Source organism: Geobacter sp. AOG2, assembly GCF_019972295.1.
Taxonomy (GTDB): Bacteria; Desulfobacterota; Desulfuromonadia; order Geobacterales; family Pseudopelobacteraceae; genus Oryzomonas.
The window spans coordinates 3,109,573-3,130,024 of the sequence record NZ_BLJA01000001.1; the positions used below are offsets into that span (position 1 = coordinate 3,109,573).

Sequence of the window (20,452 nt, forward strand, 5' to 3'; positions counted from 1 at the left end):
ATCAGGAGGATTTCATGTCGGTAGCAAAAAAGCTCTTTTCTTTGATGGTGATCAGCCTGGCGGTATTGATTTTTGTCGCGGCACTTTCCTGGTCAACGGCCGGATACATCGTGGGGAGCTATGACGAGATGTTTCGCAGCGATTATCGCCAGGCCCAACTCTCCATGGAATCGCTGGACCGCATGGGGATGGCCATGCGGGCTTACAAGAACTATCTGATTCGCGGGAACGTGAAACATGTGGAGGAATTCCGGAAGGAAACCGCAGCTATTGAGGACAATCTCAAGGAATTCATGACGCTTGCGGATGAAGGCGATCGCAAGGCTGCGGAACAGGCGCTCCAGATCCTCGCCAGTTATCGCGGCAGTATGGACAGGTTGGTCAGCCTCCGTGAGGCAAACGCAAACGCCACCGAGGTTGACACGCAACTGGGGCATGGCTTCGACATGCAGGTGCGAAAGGCGTTGGTGGTTTTGGCGGAAACCAATAAAAAGGCCATGGAGAAGACGCGCATGGATGTCCGGACGCGAGCGCAGCACCGGCTCTATATACAGATGTCATGTGCATTCGGTGCGGCCGTTGTCCTCCTGGTATTCAGCGCGTTGCTGGGCCGGGGGATCCGCAGGAGCATTGCCGACTTTTCGGATGTCATAGACCGGGTTGCCGATAACGATCTTACGGTGCAGGTGGCTGTGGGCGGTCGTGACGAATTCGCCATGATGGGGATACGGTTGAATGCCATGCTCGACAGCCTGCGAAGGATCATCCGGTCCATGAATGAGAGCGCCTTGCAGGTCTCCGCCGCCTCGTCCCAACTTTCTGCAAGCTCCGTGCGGATCGCCACGGGCGCCGAAGAGGTCGCGGCACAGGCAAACACCGTGGCGACCGCCAGCGAAGAGATGACTGCCACCAGCGAAGAGATTGCCCGGAACTGCGGGCGTGTGGCGGGTGGCGCCCGCCAGGCGAGCGATTCTGCGCGGGATGGCGCCGAAGTAGTCGAATCAACCATTATCGGCATGACCCGCATCAGCGAAAGGGTATCGGAATCGGCTCGTACCGTGGAGGCCCTGGGGCGGCGTTCCGACCAGATTGGCGAAATTGTCAGCACCATCGAGGATATCGCCGATCAGACCAACCTGCTGGCGCTGAATGCCGCCATCGAGGCCGCTCGCGCCGGCGAGCAGGGACGCGGTTTTGCAGTTGTGGCCGACGAGGTGCGGGCACTTGCCGAACGCACCACCAAGGCTACCCGTGAGATTGGCGAGATGATCAAGGCCATTCAGACGGAGACCCGCGGTGCCGTAGCCACAATGGAAGAGGGTGTGCGTGAGGTCGAGCGGGGAAGTGAGGGGGCGGCGAGTTCCGGTCAGGCCCTAGAGAATATCCTCGGCAAGATCAACGAGGTTGCCATGGAAGTCAACCAGATCGCCACGGCGGCCGAACAGCAGACTGCCACAACCCATGAGATCACCAGCAATATCCAGCAGATGAGTCAGGTGGTGGACGACACCGCCCACGGAGCCCAGGACTCGGCTCGGGCCGCCTCCGACCTCGCCCGTTTGGCCGCTAACCTACAGGAAGAGGTGCGGAGGTTTCGTCTCGCATAAACGTGCGTAGCAAAATGAGGTTATCAAAAAAGGCCCGCCAAAAGCGGGCCTTTTTGTCAAGTCCTTTACGCTTATCCGTTCAACTCCTCCAGCTTTTCAGCGATCACCCGCAGGTGCTCGACCTCCTCGTTTCTGAGGGTTTCCAGCATTGCCTTGCCGTCCGGGTCGGAGGTCTTGGCGATCAGTTCATCATAATAGACCATGCCGCGTTCCTCGATCTTCCGGGCGATCTTCAAGGCCGCGATATCGTCGGTGTCGAAGCCGACCTGCTGCTCATCGCTGCCTGCCGGTTCCAGCTCGAAGCTTGAGCCGCCGTAAAACACCCAGCGGCCGCTTTCGTGCAGCGAGTTGTACAGTTCGGTCAGTTTCATGTAGTGGCCCTCTTCGGTCTTGGCCAGCCACTTGAAAATCCTCTTTCCAGCCGGGTTGAAGGTTTTGTGTTCTGCCTTGACGTACAGGTCGAAGGTCTCTTTTTCAAGCTCGATGGCGCGCATGATGGCGTCGAGCATCTCCTTGCTTTGGGTCATGGGTCACTCTCCTTTTACAGGTTGTTGAAAAACAGCCATCTCGCCGCCATCCTCGAAAGCCCTTTCGTGCGGCGTAGCGCTGCTACGCCTCCTCAGGGCCTTCTGCGGGTGCGACGATCTGACTATTTTTGAACAACCTGGGGTTTTAGCGGGTTGTTGAAAAACAGCCATCAGGCCTTCGTCCTTGCAAACCCCTTGTATCAGTTCAGCAACTCCTCCAGCCGCAGGAGTTGTTCGACGCTCTGGCTGAGATAGACCGGGCACCCCCGCTGTTCGGGCAGCCGCAGATCCACGTCGTACCGGTCCCCGACGAAAAGCGCCTCGGCCGGAGTCAGGCCGAGCCGGGTCAGCACCTGCTCCAGCATGCTCTCGTCCGGTTTGGCAAGCCACTGGTCGTCGATGGCGAAGATGTGTCTGAAAAAAACGTCCAGACCCAGGTAGCCGATAATGCGGGTCGTCAGGGCGCGGTTGTTGTTGGTGAAGAGGGAGAGCTCGAAGCGTTGCGACAGCCGCTCCAGCAGGATGATAACCCGCTCATCCCGTACCAGGTACGACTCGGGACGTAACCGGGACTCAAAGACGGCATGCAGTTCCCGGATGTTTCCACCCAACTCCGTGCAGACCGTCGAGAGGGTGGGGGTGATGCCATGCGTCTCGCAGAGCCGCGACCGGGTGGCGGCCATCAGCGAGCACGCCTCGTCGCCGCTCACTCCTTTGAGGGAGGCGATATAACCGGTGGCGACCTCCTGGATCGTTGCCGCAAACGGGTCCGACACGTACAGGGTGCCGTCCAGGTCGAAGACGATGCCGCGGATGGCGGAAAGAGCTGGTTCCGGCATTCAGCCTCCTATGCGGCGTTGACAGAGCAGGCGGGGGCTCTCGATCTCTTTTGACTGGATCAGGACCCGGAAGGTATCACCCATGCCGCCTTCGGGCATGATCAGTTTCTTCAAGGCCAGCCGCAGCTTGAGTTTCTGCTCTTCGGACGCCGCCGAGCGCTCGAATTCCTCGATCTCCTCCACAATGCCGGCCGAAAGGAGAAAGCGGTACTGTTCCCCGAACCAGACCGGCGGCATCCCCAGCCCCTCTCCACAGCGCATCAGGCTGGTGAAGTCCACATGGGAGGTGATGTCCTGTTTGCCCAGGCGGATGTAAGGATCATCCTCAACCTGGTGGCGGTAATAACACAGAAGCGTTCCCTGCTTGCGATGCGGGGCATAGAGCTCCTCAGCCGGGTAGCCGTAGTCGACGGTCAGGACGAAGCCGCGTTGCAGCGACCGGGCGGCCGCAGCCAGCCACTCCGGCGCGGCCAGATTGACCTCGGCCTGCTGGCCGGGGAGGAGCGTTGCGCCGATCCGCTCCAGGTGAGCGGCGATGGCCGGCGTGGACAGCTCGCCCGCCTCTTCGGCGAACCCGCCGTCCCCGAGCGTGACATAGATCTCCCGCAGCCCCTCGGTTGTCATCATGACCCGATGCACCGGCAGGGCATCGATCAGTTCGTTGGAATAAAGGCAACCGCTGAAGCTGAAGTCGTCCGTTCCCATCGCCTCGGGCGGGAGCCAGCGGAGGCGTTCCCTGTGGCTGGCCAGAAGCTCCGCCTGGGCGGCTTGCAGTGAGGGTTCCCGCTCCACCAGCACCAGGTCCAGGCCGGTGTACATCCCCGGTTCCCGTCCAGCCAGATAGTCCATGATGTCGCACGCCAGGCGGCCGTTGCCGGCGCCGCACTCCACCAGGGTGAACGAGGTGGGTGAACCCAGGCAGCGCCACATCTGGGCGATCTCCCGCGCAATAACCCGGCCGAAGGCGGCATGCACCGAGATGCTGGTGTAGAAATCCCCCTCCGCGCCGACCTTGCGGCCCGGCGAGGTATAATAGCCCAGCCCCGGTTCGTACAGGCAGGCCTCCATGAAGGCGGCAAAGGTGATCCTGCCCGCCGCGGCAATACGTTTGATCAGGATGTCGTGAAGCTGGGTGTCGTCTGTCATCGGCTCCGCCCGTGTCTCTGGATAAATAGGTATCTGGTTATAATTCACGCAACCGGCAAAGTCAAACAGGCCGTTGGCCGGTCTGTTCCGTCTTCTACTCCTTGCTGCGGTAATACTGGCGCATCTCGCGCACCTGGCGTTTCACCTCACGCCGCAACTCGGGCGGGCCGAGCACCTCTGCGTGCATGCCGTATGAAAGTATCCAGGAGACCAGTTCCATCTCGCCTGCAGCCTCGAATTCGACCGTCACCCGGCCATCCTTGTCGGTCCTGATCTTCTGCCCCGGCATCCAGATGCGCTCCTTCACGGCATGGGCGACATCCGGCGAGAAGCGGACCCGTACCTTCATGGGCGTGTCGCTGACCAGGCCGAAGGCACTTCTGAAATGGGCTTCCGGCTGATATCCCTCGGGGATTTCGAACCGCTGCCGGGTCACCTCGATCCCGCGGACCCGCTCCAGGGCGAACAGGCGCATGGCCTTGCGGTTGTGGGCATAGCCCAGCAGGTAGATGCCCCCCTTGTGGAAGATCAGGGTATAGGGATCGATTTCGTATTCCTCGCGCTCGTCCCTGCCTTTTTTGGCATAGCTCAGGCGGACGCGGTACTGGTGCAGCAGAGCGCGTTGCAGTCCCTCGATATAGCCGGCCGCGGCGGAGTAGTCCCGGGCGCCGTGCAGGATCGGCAGGGATACCCGCGCGATCCGTTCCAGGTGGGCCGCGTAGCGGTCCGGCAGGACCGAGGTGACGGCGCGGAACAATTCCTCGATTTCGGCCTGGAAGGGGGTGCCTGCCAGGTATACGCCCAAGGAGCGCAGCAGATAGAGCGACATTAACTGGGGAAGGGTAAAGGTGATGGGCGGGATGTTGCGGGACTTGGTCAGGAAGCTGTAGACCTTTTTCCCCTCCTGCCACTCGGAGGTGAGTGTGTAGCCGGCCTCCTCCACGGCGTTCAAGTCGCGGTGGATGGTCCGCCGGTCGACGCCGCACTCCTCGGCCAGGTCGTCCAGCGTCATGCCTCTCCGGGCTTCGAACAACCGGATAATGCTGTGCAACCGCCCCGCCTGGGAATACTTTTTGGCCGGTTTTCCTTTCTGCATGCTTCCCCCTTGCCGAATTTTGAATTATCGTTACAATGTGACCACGGGTGCGAGGAATAAAACGGGGAATATTGTAGACGATTGAGCCATTTTGACAATACATTTCTGACGTATACTGTCGTGGTGCATGATTGGCTCAACCAACCGGGGTATGGGGCTCTCTTCGTCCTCAGCTTTCTGGCCTCGACCTTGTTGCCGCTTGGCTCGGAGTGGTTGCTGGTGCTGATGCTTGCCAACGGTTACGATCCGGTGGCGGCCGTGGCGACGGCCACCACCGGCAATTATCTGGGGGCGGTCACAACCTGGCTTATCGGTATGTACGGCGGCCGCTGGCTGATCGAGAAGGTTCTGCGTGTCTCGCCGGAGCAGGAGGAACGTGCCCGTAGCCACTACCGCCGGTACGGAGCCTTTTCCCTTCTCTTTTCCTGGTTGCCGGTCGTCGGCGACCCCCTCTGTATGGTGGGAGGAATGATGGGTATCAATTTCGGGCTTTTTTCGGCCCTTGTGGCGTCGGGCAAACTGTTGCGCTATGCAGTGACCGCCTGGATAACCTTAAAGATATCAAGCTGACGGGAATTAAGGCCGGAGGGTCGTTTATGGACGAAACGCAAGAGGCAGAGCACTACCCCAGTTTTCAGCAGCGCTATGCCGGGTATGACCGCATCATGGGCAACATATCATGGTTGTTGATCGCCCTGGTGACGCTCGACATCAAGCTCATGCCCACCGAGCACGCCAGCCTGATCTTTCTGGCCGCCTTTTGCGTTTTGCTGTTCTTCTACAACATCAACGCCCGCTACGGTATTCTCTCCCGCAAGTACAGCCCCTTCAAGACCTTTGTGGACCTCATGGTCTTTCTGGCCTTCATTGTGGCGGTATGCTGGTATACCGGACGCATCACCAGTCCGTTCATGTCGCTCATCTACCTGATCCTGATGGCCACCTCCCTGACCCAGGGCAAGCGGGTCACCTATTTCATGGCCATTCTGGCCGTCAGTTCCTACATCTTGCTGGCTTCGGAAGAATTTAAGGGGATCAACGATTTTTTGACCCATACCCTGGAATTGTTTCCGTTCATGCTGATTGCCCACCTGGGGGCCATGCTGGCCGGCGAGACGGAGAGCGCCCGTCGCGAGGTGGAGCGGCTTTCGTTAACCGACGAAGTGACCGGCATCAACAATATGCGCAATTTTTTCCTCCTGGCCAACGCCCAGGAAAGAGTCGCCAAACGCTACATACGGCCTTATGCCATCTGCATGATCGACGCCGATAACCTCAAAAAGATCAACGACCAGCACGGCCATCTGGCGGGGACCGAACTGATCCGCCAAGTGGCGGCCATGATTACCTCAACAGTCCGCAGCTCCGACATCTGCGCCCGCTACGGCGGTGACGAGTACGTTATCATGTTCAGTGAAACCTCCAAGCAGGACGTGATCGCGGTCGTCGAACGCATCGTCTCCAACATGGCGACGACGCCGTTCGCTTTCGATGGGGTGACGCTCTCCACCACCCTTTCGGCCGGTCTGGCCGGTTATCCCGAGGATGGCGCCGACGTACGCACGGTCATGGCCAACGCCGATGAGGCCATGTACATCAGCAAGCGTACCGGCAAGAACCGTCTCACCGTTTTCAACAACGCCATGTATGAAAATTCCTTCGGAAAACACGACGAAGGACAAGCGCTCCGATGACCGAGAGCCTTCAACTGAGCTATCTGGACGAACACTTTGCCGACTTTATCCTCCGCATAGACCCCCACCCCTGCGAGGAACTCTGGTTGGCTGCCGCCCTGGTGAGCAATGCCACCGGCCGGGGCCATATCTGCCTCGACCTGACCGCTCTGCGCGGAGCCGACATCTCATTACCGAACGCCTCGGAGCGTCAAACACGAATACCCGACCAACACCGGTGGCTGCAGGCGCTCGAACCATGCGGAACGGTCGGCCGGCCGGGCGACTATGCACCGTTGGTACTGGATGGCGACGGTCGTCTCTACCTCCATCGCTGCTGGGATTACGAGCGCCAGGTGACGGAGGGCATCCTGCTGCGCAGCGCAGTGCGGACCGTGGACGATGGGCTCCTAGAGGCTGCCCTGGAACGCTATTTCCCCTCCTCTAACGGTGCCGAGCCCGATTACCAGCGGGAGGCGGCCCGGTCGGCCCTGACCCGGGGGTTCACCGTCGTGTCCGGCGGCCCCGGCACCGGCAAGACCGCCACTGTAGCCCGTATTCTCGCCCTGATCGTCGAGTTGGCCGACGAGCCGCCGCGGGTCGCTTTGGCGACCCCCACCGGCAAGGCCGCCATGCGCTTGAGGCGCTCCATCATGCAGGCCACGGAACGCCTGCCGATCCATGAGAGCCTTCGGCAGGCTCTGCCGACGGAGGTTACCACCATTCATCGCCTGCTGGGCGTTGTGCCGGGAAAGGCCTCCTGCCGCCACAACCGGGAAAACCGGCTGGCCTGCGACCTGCTGGTGGTGGACGAGGCTTCCATGGTCGATCTGCCGCTCATGGCGCGACTATTGGAGGCCCTGCCCGACAATGCCCGCGTGATCCTCCTGGGCGACCGCGACCAGCTTGCCTCGGTAGAGGCCGGCGCCGTACTGGCCGACATCTGTGCGGGACCGGCCGCTCCCTGCGGTGGGGAGCCGAACCGCCCCGCAGTGGTCCACCTGACCAGGAGCTACCGTTTCAGCAACGACAGCGGCATCGGCAACCTGAGCCGCCTCGTGAATGCCGGCGACAGCGAGGCGGCCCTGGACCTGCTCGCCTCCGGCAGGCACGACGATGTGGCCTGGCGGCCATTGCCCCCCGGCCGTGCCTTTGCCGGCGCCTTCATGCAGCGCGTGCAGGCCGGCTACGGCGCCTACAGCCGTGCCGGTACCCCGTCGGAGGCCTTGGACGAACTTGAGCGTTTCCGGGTTCTCACCCCGCACCGCACTGGGGCCGGGGGCGCAGAGGAGTTGAATCGGCTCTGCAAGGAGGCCCTGGGGCTGCATGATCGGGATGACCGCCAGGGCGGCTGCCCGATGCCGGTCATGGTGACGGGCAATAACTATGAACTGGGGCTGTTCAACGGCGACACCGGCGTACTGATGGCCGACCCGGCTGCCGGCCGCCTGGCCGCCTGGTTCGACGATCCGGACACCGGGCTTCGCCGGCTTTCCCCTCTGCGCCTGCCGCCCCACGAAAACGCTTTCGCCCTGACCGTCCACAAGAGCCAGGGCTCGGAGTTCGACAAGGTTCTCCTGATTCTGCCGGAACGCCTGTCGGAAGCGTTCAGCCGCGAGTTGCTCTACACTGCGCTTACGAGGGCTCGGGCACATGTGGAGATATGGGGAACCGAAGAGGTCTTCCGCCGCGCGGTGGAGCGGCGAACCGCGCGTGGTTCGGGGCTTCGGGAACGGCTCTGGGGCGGGGGCGCGTCCCGATAACGGCTTACGTGTCTGCTGGGCGGCGCGCCTTTTTTGCTCCGGTGTGCAGTCAGCTTGTAACAGTTTCGCCGCCGGCCGCCTACGAATGGGGCGGGCTGCCGGAAGGCCCAGGAGGGCGACATGAGGATATTCATCGCAGGAGGAACCGGTTTTGTCGGTGAGCATGTGACCCATGAACTGCTCCGGCGGGGGCATCAGGTGCGCCTGCTGGTGCATCGCCGGTCTGCGGCCGCCGAGGGGGTCGAGCAGATCGAGGGTGATGTCACTCGCCCGGAAAGCTTCGAGCAGGGGGCTGACGGCTGTAGTGCAATGATCAACCTGGTGGGGATCATCCGCGAGTTTCCCGCGAAGGGTGTGACCTTCGAGCGGCTGCACGTGCAGGCCACGGCCAACATGCTTGCCGTTGCCAAGAAGGCCGGTGTCCGGCGCTATGTGCAGATGTCGGCCCTGGGGACGAGGCCGAATGCCGTTTCGGGTTACCACAAGACCAAGTTCCGAGCCGAGGAACTGGTGCGAAACAGCGGCCTCGAATGGACCATCCTGCGCCCTTCCCTGATCTTTGGGCCCAAGGATGCCTTCGTTGCCATGCTTGCCCGCCAGTTGCGGCTGGCGCCGGTGATGCCGGTCATCGGCAGCGGGGCATACCGCCTCCAGCCGATCCATGCTGCAGATGTGGCCCGTTGTTTCGCCCTGGCGCTGGAGATGCCCGTGACCATCGGCCAGTGCTATGAGCTGTGCGGCAATGACCGCCTGAGGTACGTGGACCTGCTGGACGCCGTTGCCGCTGTCATGGGCAGATCTGCGCCGTTCAAGCCCCGGCTGCCGTTGGGGGTGATGAAACTGGCCATCCCGGCCCTGCAAAACATCCCCCGGTTCCCCATCACCATGGACCAGTTGCAGATGCTGGTGGAGGAGAATATCTGTGACGGCCGCTGGAAACAGACCTTTGGCTTTGAACCGAAGGGTTTCAAGGAAGGGATTGGCGAATATCTGACCAGATAGACCACAAATGTGAAATAAATCAGCAGGTTTGCCCTGAACTTGACACGGCGATTGTTTTATTGTATAAAACATCGTACGGAGATTTGTTATGACAGGACGCCCAACGACATATATTATTGCTGCCGGGATCGCGCTGCTGCTGATGGTTGCCGTTGTCACCCCTTCTATCGCCGCCGACGCGGATTCTGCGAAACTCGAGGAGGCCCTCGAAGGGCTCATCCTGAAAAGCAGCCCGTTGGAGCCCATGGAAGGTTTCGCCTCCTACTACGCCAAGCGTTTCGAAGGGCGCAGGACCACGTCGGGCTACCGCTATCATCCCGATAAGCTAACCGCTGCCCATGAAAGCCTGCCCTTGGGTACGGTTGTGCGGGTCGTCAACCCGGCCACCCACCAGGAGGTCCATGTTACGATCACCGACCGTTGCGCCAAAAAGGCCTTCCACTTTATCGACCTGTCCCGTGCGGCAGCCAAGAAAATCGGTTTGTGGGGTAAGGGCAAGATCAAGGTCGTGATCATCCCCCTGCTACAGGAAAAGCTGGAAAAACCCACCTAGATACAATGCCTCTCTTTTCACCCCTGCGGCACTTTTCTCCCAAGCAGTCCGCCCTGCCGTGCCGCTGAAATCGTTTTGACAAAGCCGGGACGACATGATACGCTAATATTCCTTTTGCAGCCGGAAAGCACCCTGCTCTGCCAGTTTTTCGTTTGCAGGCGGATATGATAGCCGGGCCCCACGCAACGGCACGCCGTGAACTCCGCCAGGTCCGGAAGGAAGCAACGGCAGCGGCTCCCGTCGTGTGCCGTGGGTAAGCCCGGCTATCATATCCGCCTGCAAACAGGTTGTACGGGGCTTGAGTCCCCGGTCAGGGACGCGGTGTGAACTGCCCGCCGGCGCTAATCAGTACGGTTCATGACCTCCGAACGCAGCCCCTGTGAGGTAACGCCCCTTTGTCCTACGTTGTTCTCGCCCGTAAATATCGCCCCCAGACCTTCTCAGAACTGACCGGCCAGGAGCATGTCAGTCGTACGCTGCAAAACGCCATCGACACTGGCCGGGTGGCCCATGCCTTCCTGTTCACCGGCGCCCGGGGCGTCGGCAAGACCAGTTCGGCGCGCATTCTGGCCAAGGCGCTCAATTGCGAGCAGGGGATGACCACCGAGCCGTGCAACGCCTGCCCGATCTGCAAGGAGATCACCGACGGCACCTCCACCGATGTCTTCGAGATCGATGGCGCGTCCAATACCGGCGTGGACGATGTGCGCGACCTGCGCGACAACATCAAGTACCTCCCCTCCCACAGCCGCTACAAGATCTTCATCATCGACGAAGTCCACATGCTCTCCACCAGCGCCTTCAACGCCCTGCTGAAGACCCTTGAGGAGCCGCCGGCCCATGTGAAGTTTATCTTTGCCACCACCGAACCCCACAAGGTCCCGGTCACCATCCTCTCCCGCTGCCAGCGTTTCGATTTCAAGCGCATCCTTCTGCCGAAGCTGATCGAGCGCCTGCGCTTCATCGCCGGGGAGGAGGGCATCTCCATCAGTGACGCCGCCCTGGCCATGATTGCCCGCAAGGGGGACGGCAGCATGCGCGACTCCCTGTCGGTCTTCGACCAGGTGTTGGCCTTTTGCGGCAACAGCGTCAGCGACGAGGATGTGGCCACCATGATCGGGGCCGTCGATCGACGCCTGCTGGCCGATATCTCCGGGGCGGTCTTCAGCGGCGACACCCAGGGGGTGCTGGCGGGCGTCAAGCGGGTGGACGGGGTCGGCTACAATATGCGCCAGTTTTGCCAGGAGTTGATCGAGCACTTCCGCAATCTCCTGGTGATTCGCTCGGTGAAAAACCCCGGAGAGATACTTGACCTGGCCGAGGCGGAACTCGAAGAACTGCGCCGCCAGGGGGACGGTTTTTCACCTCAGGAGATCCAGCGCCGCCTGACCCTCCTTCTGAAGGCGGAAACCGAGATGGCCTACGCCACGTTCCCCCGTTTGATTCTGGAGATCGCGCTGCTCAAGGCGGCCACGCTGGTGCCGGTCATTCCGATTCAGGAGTTGCTGGAGAAACTCAAGGGGCTTGAAAGCGGGGCGGTCCATACCCCCACACTTCCCTGGGATGCCTCACGGCCTGCCGCCCCGGCATCTGCCGCTGCCCCGGCGCAACGCCCGGAGCCGTCCCGCGGCGAACAGCCGCCGCGCCCGGCTGCTGAGCCTCCGCAACAGCCGTCGCCGTCTCCGCGCCCGCAATCGCGTGGAGGTTACGCCGACTGGGAGCGTTTTGTGGATTTCTGTGTGGAAAAGCGCCCGGCCAACGGTTCGGTGCTGGAACACGGCAGCCCGCTCAAGCTGGAACAGGGGCAGATGGAGATCGGTTTCCCGGTCGGTTACTATCTGAATATGGCCCAGGATGCGGACTTCATCGCCGAGATCCGGACGCTGGCACAGGAGTTTACCGGGCATGAAACGACGATCAGGATCAAGGCCATCACGCCCGAAACCGGCGAGCCGCCCCAATCACTGGCGGAAAAAAAAAAGAGCGATAACGAACGGCTGATGGAGGACCTGAAACGTGAGGTCGCCGAACATCCGGTGATCAATGAAGCGGCGCGGATATTCGGCGGTACCGTTACGGAGATCCGCAAAGCGTAACGACCCTGCGACATATAACCAGGTTTTAGCAGTCTGTTGAATAACTCAGGTTGTTCAAAAATAGTCAGATCGTCGCACCCGCAGGGAGCCCCTTGTGCGGCGTAGCAGGGCTACGCCGCACAAGGGGGCTTTCGAGGACGGCGGCGAGATGGCTGTTTTTCAACAACCTCTAGACGTATTTCATACTCAGGGAGGGACAGATGTCAAAAGGTTTGGCAAGCATCATGAAACAGGCCCAGATGATTCAGCAGAAAATGGCGAAGCTCCAGGAAGAGGCGAGCCAGCGGACGGCCGAAGCGTCCTCGGGCGGCGGAGCGGTAAGCGTACAGGTCAACGGCAAGAACGAAATTATTTCACTTTCGATAAAAAAAGAAGCCGTTGATCCGAGTGATGTGGAAATGCTGCAAGACCTTATCATTACTGCGGTCAACGAGGCGATGAAGAAGGTTCACGGTGAGATCTCCGAAGAAATGTCCAAGATCACCGGCGGTATGAGTATCCCGGGTCTCTTCTAGTCTTTCTGCGGCATTGTCCATGGTAACGGCGATTATGCCGGTTGTCATGAGTTTTAGTTTGACTAAAAGTTTTAGTTCGGCTAATAGTGGTGGTGTATACGGGCAAACTCCGTTGCCATGCCACTGCGGGTATAAAGGTCTTTATTATGTGCTCCTCCAGGGTGTTCGGTTGTCTGCCGGCCCGTTCCGTGACGGGGGAGCATATTTTTTATCCATGCTATAATTTTAAAAAAATGTTTTATTTGTGTTGGGAAATATGCTAACAAAATCCTCCTCGTTGATGCGTCTGGTCGGAGAGTTGAAGAAACTGCCGGGTATAGGCGAACGCACTGCCCTGCGGCTGGCGTTCCATCTCCTCAAGTCTCCCCACAACCTGACGGCGCTGGCGGAGTCCCTTCAGGAGGTCCGCGACCGGGTGCACGCCTGTTCCACCTGCTTTGCCGTCACCGAGGACGACCCCTGTGCCATCTGCTCCGGCAACCGCGATGCCGGAACGATCTGCGTGGTGGAGAACTCCCAGGACCTGATGGCGCTGGAACGGAGCAACGCCTACCAGGGCGTGTACCATGTCCTTGAGGGGGCGATCTCGCCGCTGGGGGGCATCGGCCCCTCGAACCTGCGGATCGCCGAACTGTTGGAGCGGGTCGCCCGGGGTGGGGTGAACGAAGTGGTCATCGCCACCAATTTCACGGTGGAAGGCGAGGCAACGGCTCTCTACCTGACCAAGGCGCTCAAGCCGCACGGTGTGAAGGTCACCCGACTGGCCCACGGCATCCCGCTGGGAAGCGATATTGAATTCGTCGATGCGGCTACGGTGCAGTGGGCGCTCCAGGGGCGAAACGAGCTGTAGTAGGTTGTTGAAAAACAGCCATATCGCCGCCGTCCTCGAAAGCCCCTTCGTGCGGCGTAGCGCTGCTACGCCTCCTCGGGGCTTCCTGCGGGTGCGACGATCTGACTGTTTTTGAACAACCTGTGGTAAAATATATAGATAACACCTCGAATTGAACAAATAGCCAGGATAATCACAAACAGGAGGAACGCATGAGCAGAAAAATGGTAACCATCGACGGCAATACCGCTGCTGCCCACGTGGCTCACGCCACCAACGAGGTCATTGCCATCTATCCGATCACCCCGTCATCGGTGATGGGTGAGATATCCGACGCCAAGAGCGCCGCCGGCGAGAGGAACATCTGGGGCAACGTTCCCAGCGTGGTGGAAATGCAGTCCGAGGGCGGCGCCGCCGGTGCGGTCCACGGCGCGTTGCAGGCCGGGGCGTTGACCACCACCTTCACCGCCAGCCAGGGGCTTTTGCTGATGATCCCCAACATGTTCAAGATCGCCGGCGAGTTGACCTCCACCGTGTTCCACGTCTCGGCGCGCGCCATCGCCGCCCAGGCCCTGTCGATCTTCGGCGACCACTCCGACGTCATGTCCTGCCGTTCCACCGGCTGGGCCATGCTCTGTTCCAACAACGTCCAGGAGACCATGGACTTCGCCATGATCGCCCAGTCCGCCACCCTGCGCTCCAGGGTGCCGTTCCTGCACTTCTTCGACGGTTTCCGCACCTCCCATGAGGTCCTCAAGGTTGAGGAGCTTACCTTCGACGATATGCGGGCCATGCTGGACGACAAACTGATCGCAGAGCACAAGGGGCGCGGGCTCTGCCCCGACCGCCCGGTGATGCGCGGCACGGCCCAGAATCCCGACGTCTACTTCCAGGGGCGCGAAACGGTCAACCCCTACTATCCCAAATGCATCGACATCGTCGTGGACGAAATGGCCAAGTTCGCCAAGCTGACCGGCCGCAAGTACAAGCTGGTCGATTACGTGGGGGCCAAGGATGCTGAGCGCGTGGTGGTCGTGATGGGCTCGGGTGCCGACGTGGTTCAGGAAACCGTGGAGAACCTGGTCAAGAAGGGTGAAAAGGTCGGCGTGGTCAAGATCCATCTCTATCGCCCCTTCCCGTTGGACGCCTTCATCAAGGCCCTGCCCAAGACCGTGAAGAAGATTGCCGTGCTCGACCGCACCAAGGAGCCGGGCGCCCTGGGCGAGCCGCTCTACCTGGATGTGCGCACCGCCATCGGCGAGGCCATGGCCGAGAAGAAGTTCTCCTTCAAGGGATACCCGATCATCGTCGGCGGCCGTTACGGGCTCGGTTCCAAGGAATTCAACCCCGCCATGGCCAAGGCCGTGCTCGACAACCTCAAGGCCAAGTCCCCCAGAAACCATTACGTGGTCGGGATCGAGGAGGACGTCACCAACTGCAGCTTGAAGGTGGACACGAGCTACAAGAACCCCATGGACGGTGTCTACCAGGCCATGTTCTACGGCTTGGGCTCGGACGGCACCGTGGGCGCCAACAAGAACTCCATCAAGATCATCGGCGAGGAGACCAAGAACAACGCCCAGGCCTACTTCGTCTACGACTCCAAGAAGGCCGGCTCCATGACCACGTCGCACCTGCGCTTCGGCAAGAAGCCGATCCGCGCCCCCTACCTGGTCCAGGAGGCCGATTTCGTGGCCTGCCACAACTTCTCCTTCCTGGAGAAGTACGACATGCTCTCCAAGGCCAAGAAAGGGGCCACCTTCCTGCTCAACGCCCCCTTCGAGCACGACGAGGTGTGGGACCGCATCCCGAAAGAGGTGCAGCAGCAGATCATCGACAAGAAGCTCAAGTTCTACGTGATCGACGGCGTCAAGCTGGGCAACGAGATCGGCCTGGGACCCCGCATCAACGTGATCATGCAGACCTCCTTCTTCAAGATCTCCAATATCATTCCGCTCAAGACCGCCGTGGCTTCCATCAAGAACGCCATCAAGAAGTCCTACGGCAAGGCCGGCGAGAAGGTGTTGGAGATGAACTACAAGGCTGTGGACGCGGGCCTGAACAACCTGTACGAGGTCAAGGTGCCCTCCAAGGCCACCAGCAAGCTGAGGATGGCCGCCGCCGTATCCGCCAAGGCCCCCAAGTTCGTCAAGGAGGTTACCGGGGTGATCGTGGCCGGTCTGGGCGACGACCTGCCGGTATCCAAGATGCCGGCCGACGGCACCTTCCCCACCGCTACGTCCCAGTACGAGAAACGCAACATCGCCATCGACATCCCGGTGTGGGACGAGAAACTCTGTATCCAGTGCGGCATCTGCTCGTTCGTCTGCCCCCACGCCGTGGTGCGCATGAAAGCCTATGACGCCAAGCTGCTCAAGGGCGCTCCGGCAAGCTTCAAGTCGGCGGATTGCAAGATCCCCGAGATGGCCGGTAAGAAGCTCACCGTTCAGGTGGCGCCGGAGGATTGCACCGGTTGCGGCGCCTGCGCCCACAACTGCCCGGCCAAGGATAAACAGAACCCGGACCACAAGGCGCTGGACATGCACTTCCAGCCCCCCCTGCGCGCCCAGGAAGCCGAAAACTTCGAGTTCTTCCTCAAACTGCCCGATGTGGACCCGACCCAGGTCAAGCTGGAAACCCTGCGCAGCAACCAGTTGGTACGTCCGTTGTTCGAGTTCTCCGGCGCTTGCGCCGGCTGCGGCGAAACCCCCTATCTGAAGCTGCTCTCCCAGCTGTTCGGCGACCGGATGCTGATCGCCAACGCCACCGGTTGTACCTCCATCTACGGCGGCAACCTCCCCACCACCCCCTGGGCCCAGCGGGCCGACGGCCGTGGCCCGGCTTGGTCCAACTCGCTGTTCGAGGACAACGCCGAGTTCGGTTTCGGCATGCGCCTGACCGTGGACCAGTTCAACTCGTCGGCCCTGGAGTACCTGAACGAGCTTGCCGGCAGCAAGGCGTTCGCTTCCAGCGCCAAGTTGATCAAGGATATCATCGGGGCGGACCAGTCCACCCAGGCCGGTATCGAGGCGCAGCGCGGCCGCGTCGACAAACTGAAAGCGGCCCTGAAGGGGAGCAAGGACCAGACCGCACGGCTCCTGGTGCCCATCGCCGACTACCTGGTTAAAAAGTCGGTGTGGTGCGTCGGCGGTGACGGCTGGGCTTACGATATCGGTTACGGCGGCCTGGACCACGTCATCGCTTCGGGCAAGAACATCAACCTGATCGTGCTCGATACGGAGGTCTACTCCAACACCGGAGGCCAGGCCTCCAAGTCCACCCCCATGGGCGCTGTGGCCCAGTTCGCGGCCGGCGGCAAGTCGGTGGCCAAGAAGGATCTGGGCATGATGGCCATGGCCTACGGCTCGGTCTATGTGGCCACGGTGTCCCTCTCCAACCCGTCCCAGTGCGTCAAGGCCATGCTGGAGGCCGAGGCCTACGATGGTCCGTCCCTGATTATCGCGTATGCCCACTGTATCGCCCACGGCATCAATATGACCACCGCCGTGGATGAGCAGAAAAAAGCGGTGCAATCCGGCTACTGGCCGCTCTACCGCTACAACCCGGCCCTGGCCGCCGAAAGCAAGAACCCCCTGCAACTGGACAGCAAGGCGCCGACCATCACCCTGGAAGAGTACGCCTACGGGGAGAACCGCTGGAAGGTGCTCCAGAAGAGCAACCCCGACGCCGCGGCCAAACTGATGAAGCAGGCAAGTGCCTTCACCGCCAACCGTTTCGCCTATTTCCAGAAGCTGGCGGCGCTTACCTACGACGATCAGAAGTAACCGTCGGAACCAGGTCGTTTCATAACGAAGGCCCCGTGGCATACACGGGGCCTTTTTCCTTTTTCCGGCGTCGGCGACCTGCTATAGTGCTGCCACGAGGGCATTGATGATCAGTTATTCGGCGAGGGATCATGAAGAAGATATTCATAGCCGGTTGCGGCTACATAGGCAGGCGTGTCGCCCGTTTGGCGAGCGATGCGGGATATGGGACGACCTGCCTGGTCAGGTCGGCGGAGCAGGGCACCGCTTTGGAGAAGGACGGCTTCGGGACAGTCGTGGGTTCCCTGGACGACGCGGCGGGGATGCCGTCGCTGGAAGGGGCGGCCGGAGGGGCGGTGCTGTACTGCGTACCGCCACCGGGCGGTGGGCTGTTCGACACCCGGGCCAGGAACTTCTGCGCCGCCTTGGCTCTATCTGCGCCGCCTGCGAAGATCGTCTACCTGAGCGCCACCTCGGTCTATAGCGAGACCCGCGGCGGTACGGTAACGGAAGATTCCCCCACCGCACCGGCATCGTCCATGGGCAAGCGGCGTCTCGATGCCGAAGCAGCCTTCCGGGAGTTCGGAGCGGCCCACGGCGCGGGGGTGGTGATCCTGCGCATCAGCGGTATTTACGGCCCCGGCCGCCTGCCCCTGATGCAGATCAGCCAGGGACAGCCGCTTCTCAAGGAAGAGGAGTCCGGGCCAAGTAACCGCATCCACGCCGACGATCTGGCGCAGATTTGCCTTGCGGCGGTTGAAAAGGGAAAGGACGGTGACATCTTCAACGTCAGCGACGGCCATCCCGCCAGTATGACCAGTTACTTCAACGCCGCCGCCGATGTCCTGGGCATGCCCCGCCAGCCCCAGGTGCCCCTGGAGGAGGCGCGCCAGACCATGTCCCCCCTGATGTTCTCCTACGTGAGCGAGTCGCGGGTGGTGGACAATTCCCGCATGCTGGAGAGGTTGGGCGTCAGGTTGCGTTACCCCTCCATGGTCCAGGGGCTGTCTGCCTCGGTCGAGGTGGCATGAGCGGCCCGGCCACGGTACACCTCAGCGTCACCGGAGAACGGCTCCGGGCCGTCTTTGCCCGCCTGCTGGAGCACTACGGCCCACGTTTCTGGTGGCCGGCCGAAACCCCCTTCGAGGTCTGCATCGGGGCGATCCTGACCCAGAACACCGCCTGGACCAATGTGGAAAAGGCCATCGGAGCCCTGAAGGCAGCCAACGTGCTGACCATCGAGGGGATTGAGGACATTCAGGCTGGTCGTCTGGCGGAGTTGATCCGTCCATCCGGCTACTACAACGTCAAGAGCGTCAGGATCAAAGGGTTTGTGGGGTGGCTCCGGGAGCGTCACAACGGCTCGCTGGACGCCATGTTCAACGGGGAGTGGCGCGAGTTGCGCACGGAGTTGCTGAAGGTGCCCGGCATCGGCCCGGAAACCTGCGATGCGATCATGCTGTACGCCGGGAACAAGCCGACCTTTGTGGTCGATGCCTACACCCGGCGCCTGTTCCACCGCCTGGGCCTGCTACCGGCCGATGCGGGCTACGACGAGACCCGCCGACTGTTCATGGAGCACCTGCCCGGCGATGCCCAGCTGTTCAACGAATACCACGCCCTGATCGTGGAACAGTGCAAGATTTTCTGCCGTACCCGGCCGTTGTGCGACGGCTGCCCCCTGGCGCTGCAATGCCCCGTCTTCCATTCCGGCTGCAATCCGTAACCCCGACCAATTAACTAGGCTTTTCAGCTCTTTGTGTATGAAACCAAAATGTTAGGCCCGTTCCTGCTTGCCAGGGTATAAGCTGTCTGGTAGAATAAAGATACAGAAAACATTGCGAGGGTTCCCTAAGAACCCTCATTTGCCCTGGCGACTTTCCCTCCTAGTTGCCGGGGTGTTTTTTGCCGGCCGCTTAGAATTCCACCCACGCAGCAGAGAGCCACGGCTGAAAAACGGGACAAAGCAGCGCGCCCCTCCGTTCGGATTGATTGTCGTTTATCCACTTCATCACGGCTTGAACGGTTTTTAGGTGAACTGTAGTCAGTCCGCAGTTGCCTGAGGGCAGACCCCGGCAATGGCGCAGTTCAGGCAGCGCAAGGGATCGTTGCCGGTGCATCCTTCACTGATGCCCAGGTGGGCCAGGGAAAAGTCGTATTTGACCGGGTCCGCGGGATCGAATGACCGCAGGCCGTCGGTGATTTCCCGGGCCATGCGCCAATCGGCGTTCTTCCTGTGGGTAAAGCCAAGGTAGGAGCAGATACGGCTGATGTGGGTGTCCACCGGGATGACCAGTTGGGCGGGTGAAACCCCCTGCCAGAGTCCCAGGTCGATGCCGTCGGCCGGACGCACCACCCAGCGCAGGAACATGCAGAGGCGTTTGCAGGCGCTGCCCGAGGCGGGTGCGGGGAAGAGAAAGGAGAAGTAGGAGCCGGCGGGGATGTCAGCCTTCCCGAAGACCGGCCGGTAATCCAGGCCTCGTACCGCAGCCGTATAGCCGTCCAGGGCGGCTGTCACGTCCTCGGCCCCGCTGTCGTGGAAACGCACGAAGAAGCCGTTGACGCTGCCCGCGTCCTCGATCATCAGCCGGCAGGCCCACAGGAGGGCGCACAGGTCGCGGCCGTCATTGAAGCGGTGTTTGAAGCCGCTGAAGGTCCGTAATCCCTTCTTGGCATCGAATCGCTCCACGAACCGGCGCGGCGACGGTCCCAGCTCGGTGAAGATCCGTTCCAGGGTGCGCAGGATGATCTTGATGCCGCCGTAGGCGAAGGCAGAGGCGATGACGGCCGCCACCTCCCGGTCGGCCGGCTCCCGGTAGCGGTGGCAGAAAGAGAGCGGATCGTTGGCCAGATGGGCGGCGGAACGGGTTGCGTACAGGGCGTCAAGGACGGTTTTCAGGTCGTTTTTTTTGGGCATTGAGTCTCGGCAGTCTGTTGAAAAGTTCAGGTTGTTCAGAAATAGTCAGATCGTCGCACCCGCAAAAAGCCCCGCGGAGGCGTAGCAGCGCTACGCCGCACAAGAAGGCTTTTGAGGACGCGGCG

17 protein-coding genes and 1 other RNA gene are annotated in these 20,452 nt (G+C 61.1%); 13 read left to right on the forward strand and 5 right to left on the reverse strand.

Annotated elements, in window-relative coordinates; all coding sequences use genetic code 11:
* The first annotated feature begins 14 nt into the window (after window positions 1-14).
* Window positions 15-1,607 (forward strand): methyl-accepting chemotaxis protein, encoded by a 1,593-nt coding sequence (locus tag LDN12_RS14160; RefSeq protein ID WP_223923309.1) that lies wholly within the window; start codon window positions 15-17, stop codon window positions 1,605-1,607.
* Window positions 1,608-1,678: 71 nt separating this feature from the next.
* Here LDN12_RS14160 and LDN12_RS14165 read toward each other — a convergent pair whose 3' ends face one another.
* From LDN12_RS14165 to LDN12_RS14180, 4 genes are all read right to left on the reverse strand, one after another.
* Window positions 1,679-2,134: a ferritin family protein gene (locus tag LDN12_RS14165; RefSeq protein ID WP_223923310.1), complete on the reverse strand. Its 456-nt coding sequence runs from the start codon at window positions 2,132-2,134 to the stop codon at window positions 1,679-1,681.
* Between the two features lie 200 nt (window positions 2,135-2,334).
* Window positions 2,335-2,973 (reverse strand): HAD family hydrolase, encoded by a 639-nt coding sequence (locus tag LDN12_RS14170; protein WP_223923311.1) that lies wholly within the window; start codon window positions 2,971-2,973, stop codon window positions 2,335-2,337.
* Entirely contained in the window at window positions 2,974-4,119 is a 1,146-nt protein-coding gene (locus LDN12_RS14175) for a class I SAM-dependent methyltransferase (RefSeq protein WP_223923312.1), read from the reverse strand.
* A gap of 94 nt (window positions 4,120-4,213) precedes the next feature.
* Window positions 4,214-5,215 carry a YafY family protein gene (locus LDN12_RS14180; protein ID WP_223923313.1) on the reverse strand — a complete coding sequence of 334 codons (1,002 nt, stop codon included), beginning with the start codon at window positions 5,213-5,215 and terminating at the stop codon, window positions 4,214-4,216.
* 123 nt (window positions 5,216-5,338) lie between these two features.
* On the opposite strand from LDN12_RS14180, the gene LDN12_RS14185 reads away from it, so the two are divergent.
* The 12 genes from LDN12_RS14185 to LDN12_RS14240 all read left to right on the forward strand — a co-directional run bounded on the left by LDN12_RS14185 (window position 5,339) and on the right by LDN12_RS14240 (window position 19,136).
* Window positions 5,339-5,785 (forward strand): YqaA family protein, encoded by a 447-nt coding sequence (locus LDN12_RS14185; protein ID WP_275951790.1) that lies wholly within the window; start codon window positions 5,339-5,341, stop codon window positions 5,783-5,785.
* 26 nt (window positions 5,786-5,811) lie between these two features.
* On the forward strand, window positions 5,812-6,909 hold the full coding sequence (locus LDN12_RS14190) for a GGDEF domain-containing protein (RefSeq protein WP_223923315.1): 1,098 nt from the start codon (window positions 5,812-5,814) through the stop codon (window positions 6,907-6,909).
* Window positions 6,906-8,651 carry an exodeoxyribonuclease V subunit alpha gene (recD, locus tag LDN12_RS14195; RefSeq protein ID WP_223923316.1) on the forward strand — a complete coding sequence of 582 codons (1,746 nt, stop codon included), beginning with the start codon at window positions 6,906-6,908 and terminating at the stop codon, window positions 8,649-8,651. Before LDN12_RS14190 ends, recD begins: the two co-directional genes overlap by 4 nt.
* Window positions 8,652-8,771: 120 nt before the next feature.
* Window positions 8,772-9,653 (forward strand): complex I NDUFA9 subunit family protein, encoded by an 882-nt coding sequence (locus LDN12_RS14200; RefSeq protein WP_223923317.1) that lies wholly within the window; start codon window positions 8,772-8,774, stop codon window positions 9,651-9,653.
* An 88-nt stretch (window positions 9,654-9,741) separates the two neighbouring features.
* Window positions 9,742-10,206: a septal ring lytic transglycosylase RlpA family protein gene (locus tag LDN12_RS14205; protein WP_223923318.1), complete on the forward strand. Its 465-nt coding sequence runs from the start codon at window positions 9,742-9,744 to the stop codon at window positions 10,204-10,206.
* A 169-nt stretch (window positions 10,207-10,375) separates the two neighbouring features.
* An RNA gene (gene ffs / locus LDN12_RS14210) (signal recognition particle sRNA small type) lies at window positions 10,376-10,474 on the forward strand.
* 127 nt (window positions 10,475-10,601) lie between these two features.
* Window positions 10,602-12,302 (forward strand): DNA polymerase III subunit gamma/tau, encoded by a 1,701-nt coding sequence (dnaX, locus tag LDN12_RS14215; protein WP_223923319.1) that lies wholly within the window; start codon window positions 10,602-10,604, stop codon window positions 12,300-12,302.
* A 200-nt stretch (window positions 12,303-12,502) separates the two neighbouring features.
* Window positions 12,503-12,817 (forward strand): YbaB/EbfC family nucleoid-associated protein, encoded by a 315-nt coding sequence (locus LDN12_RS14220; protein ID WP_223923320.1) that lies wholly within the window; start codon window positions 12,503-12,505, stop codon window positions 12,815-12,817.
* A gap of 256 nt (window positions 12,818-13,073) precedes the next feature.
* Window positions 13,074-13,667 carry a recombination mediator RecR gene (recR, locus tag LDN12_RS14225; RefSeq protein WP_223923321.1) on the forward strand — a complete coding sequence of 198 codons (594 nt, stop codon included), beginning with the start codon at window positions 13,074-13,076 and terminating at the stop codon, window positions 13,665-13,667.
* A gap of 191 nt (window positions 13,668-13,858) precedes the next feature.
* Window positions 13,859-17,431 (forward strand): pyruvate:ferredoxin (flavodoxin) oxidoreductase, encoded by a 3,573-nt coding sequence (gene nifJ, locus LDN12_RS14230; RefSeq protein WP_223923322.1) that lies wholly within the window; start codon window positions 13,859-13,861, stop codon window positions 17,429-17,431.
* Window positions 17,432-17,562: 131 nt separating this feature from the next.
* Window positions 17,563-18,441, forward strand: a complete 879-nt coding sequence (locus tag LDN12_RS14235) for an SDR family oxidoreductase (protein WP_223923323.1) — start codon at window positions 17,563-17,565, stop codon at window positions 18,439-18,441.
* Entirely contained in the window at window positions 18,438-19,136 is a 699-nt protein-coding gene (locus LDN12_RS14240; RefSeq protein ID WP_223923324.1) for an endonuclease III domain-containing protein, read from the forward strand. The genes LDN12_RS14235 and LDN12_RS14240 overlap by 4 nt, the downstream gene beginning before the upstream one ends.
* A gap of 318 nt (window positions 19,137-19,454) precedes the next feature.
* On the opposite strand, the gene LDN12_RS14245 is transcribed toward LDN12_RS14240, so the two are convergent.
* Window positions 19,455-20,327, reverse strand: coding sequence for a TIGR02757 family protein (locus LDN12_RS14245; protein ID WP_223923325.1), 873 nt, complete (start codon window positions 20,325-20,327; stop codon window positions 19,455-19,457).
* Window positions 20,328-20,452: the final 125 nt, after the last annotated feature.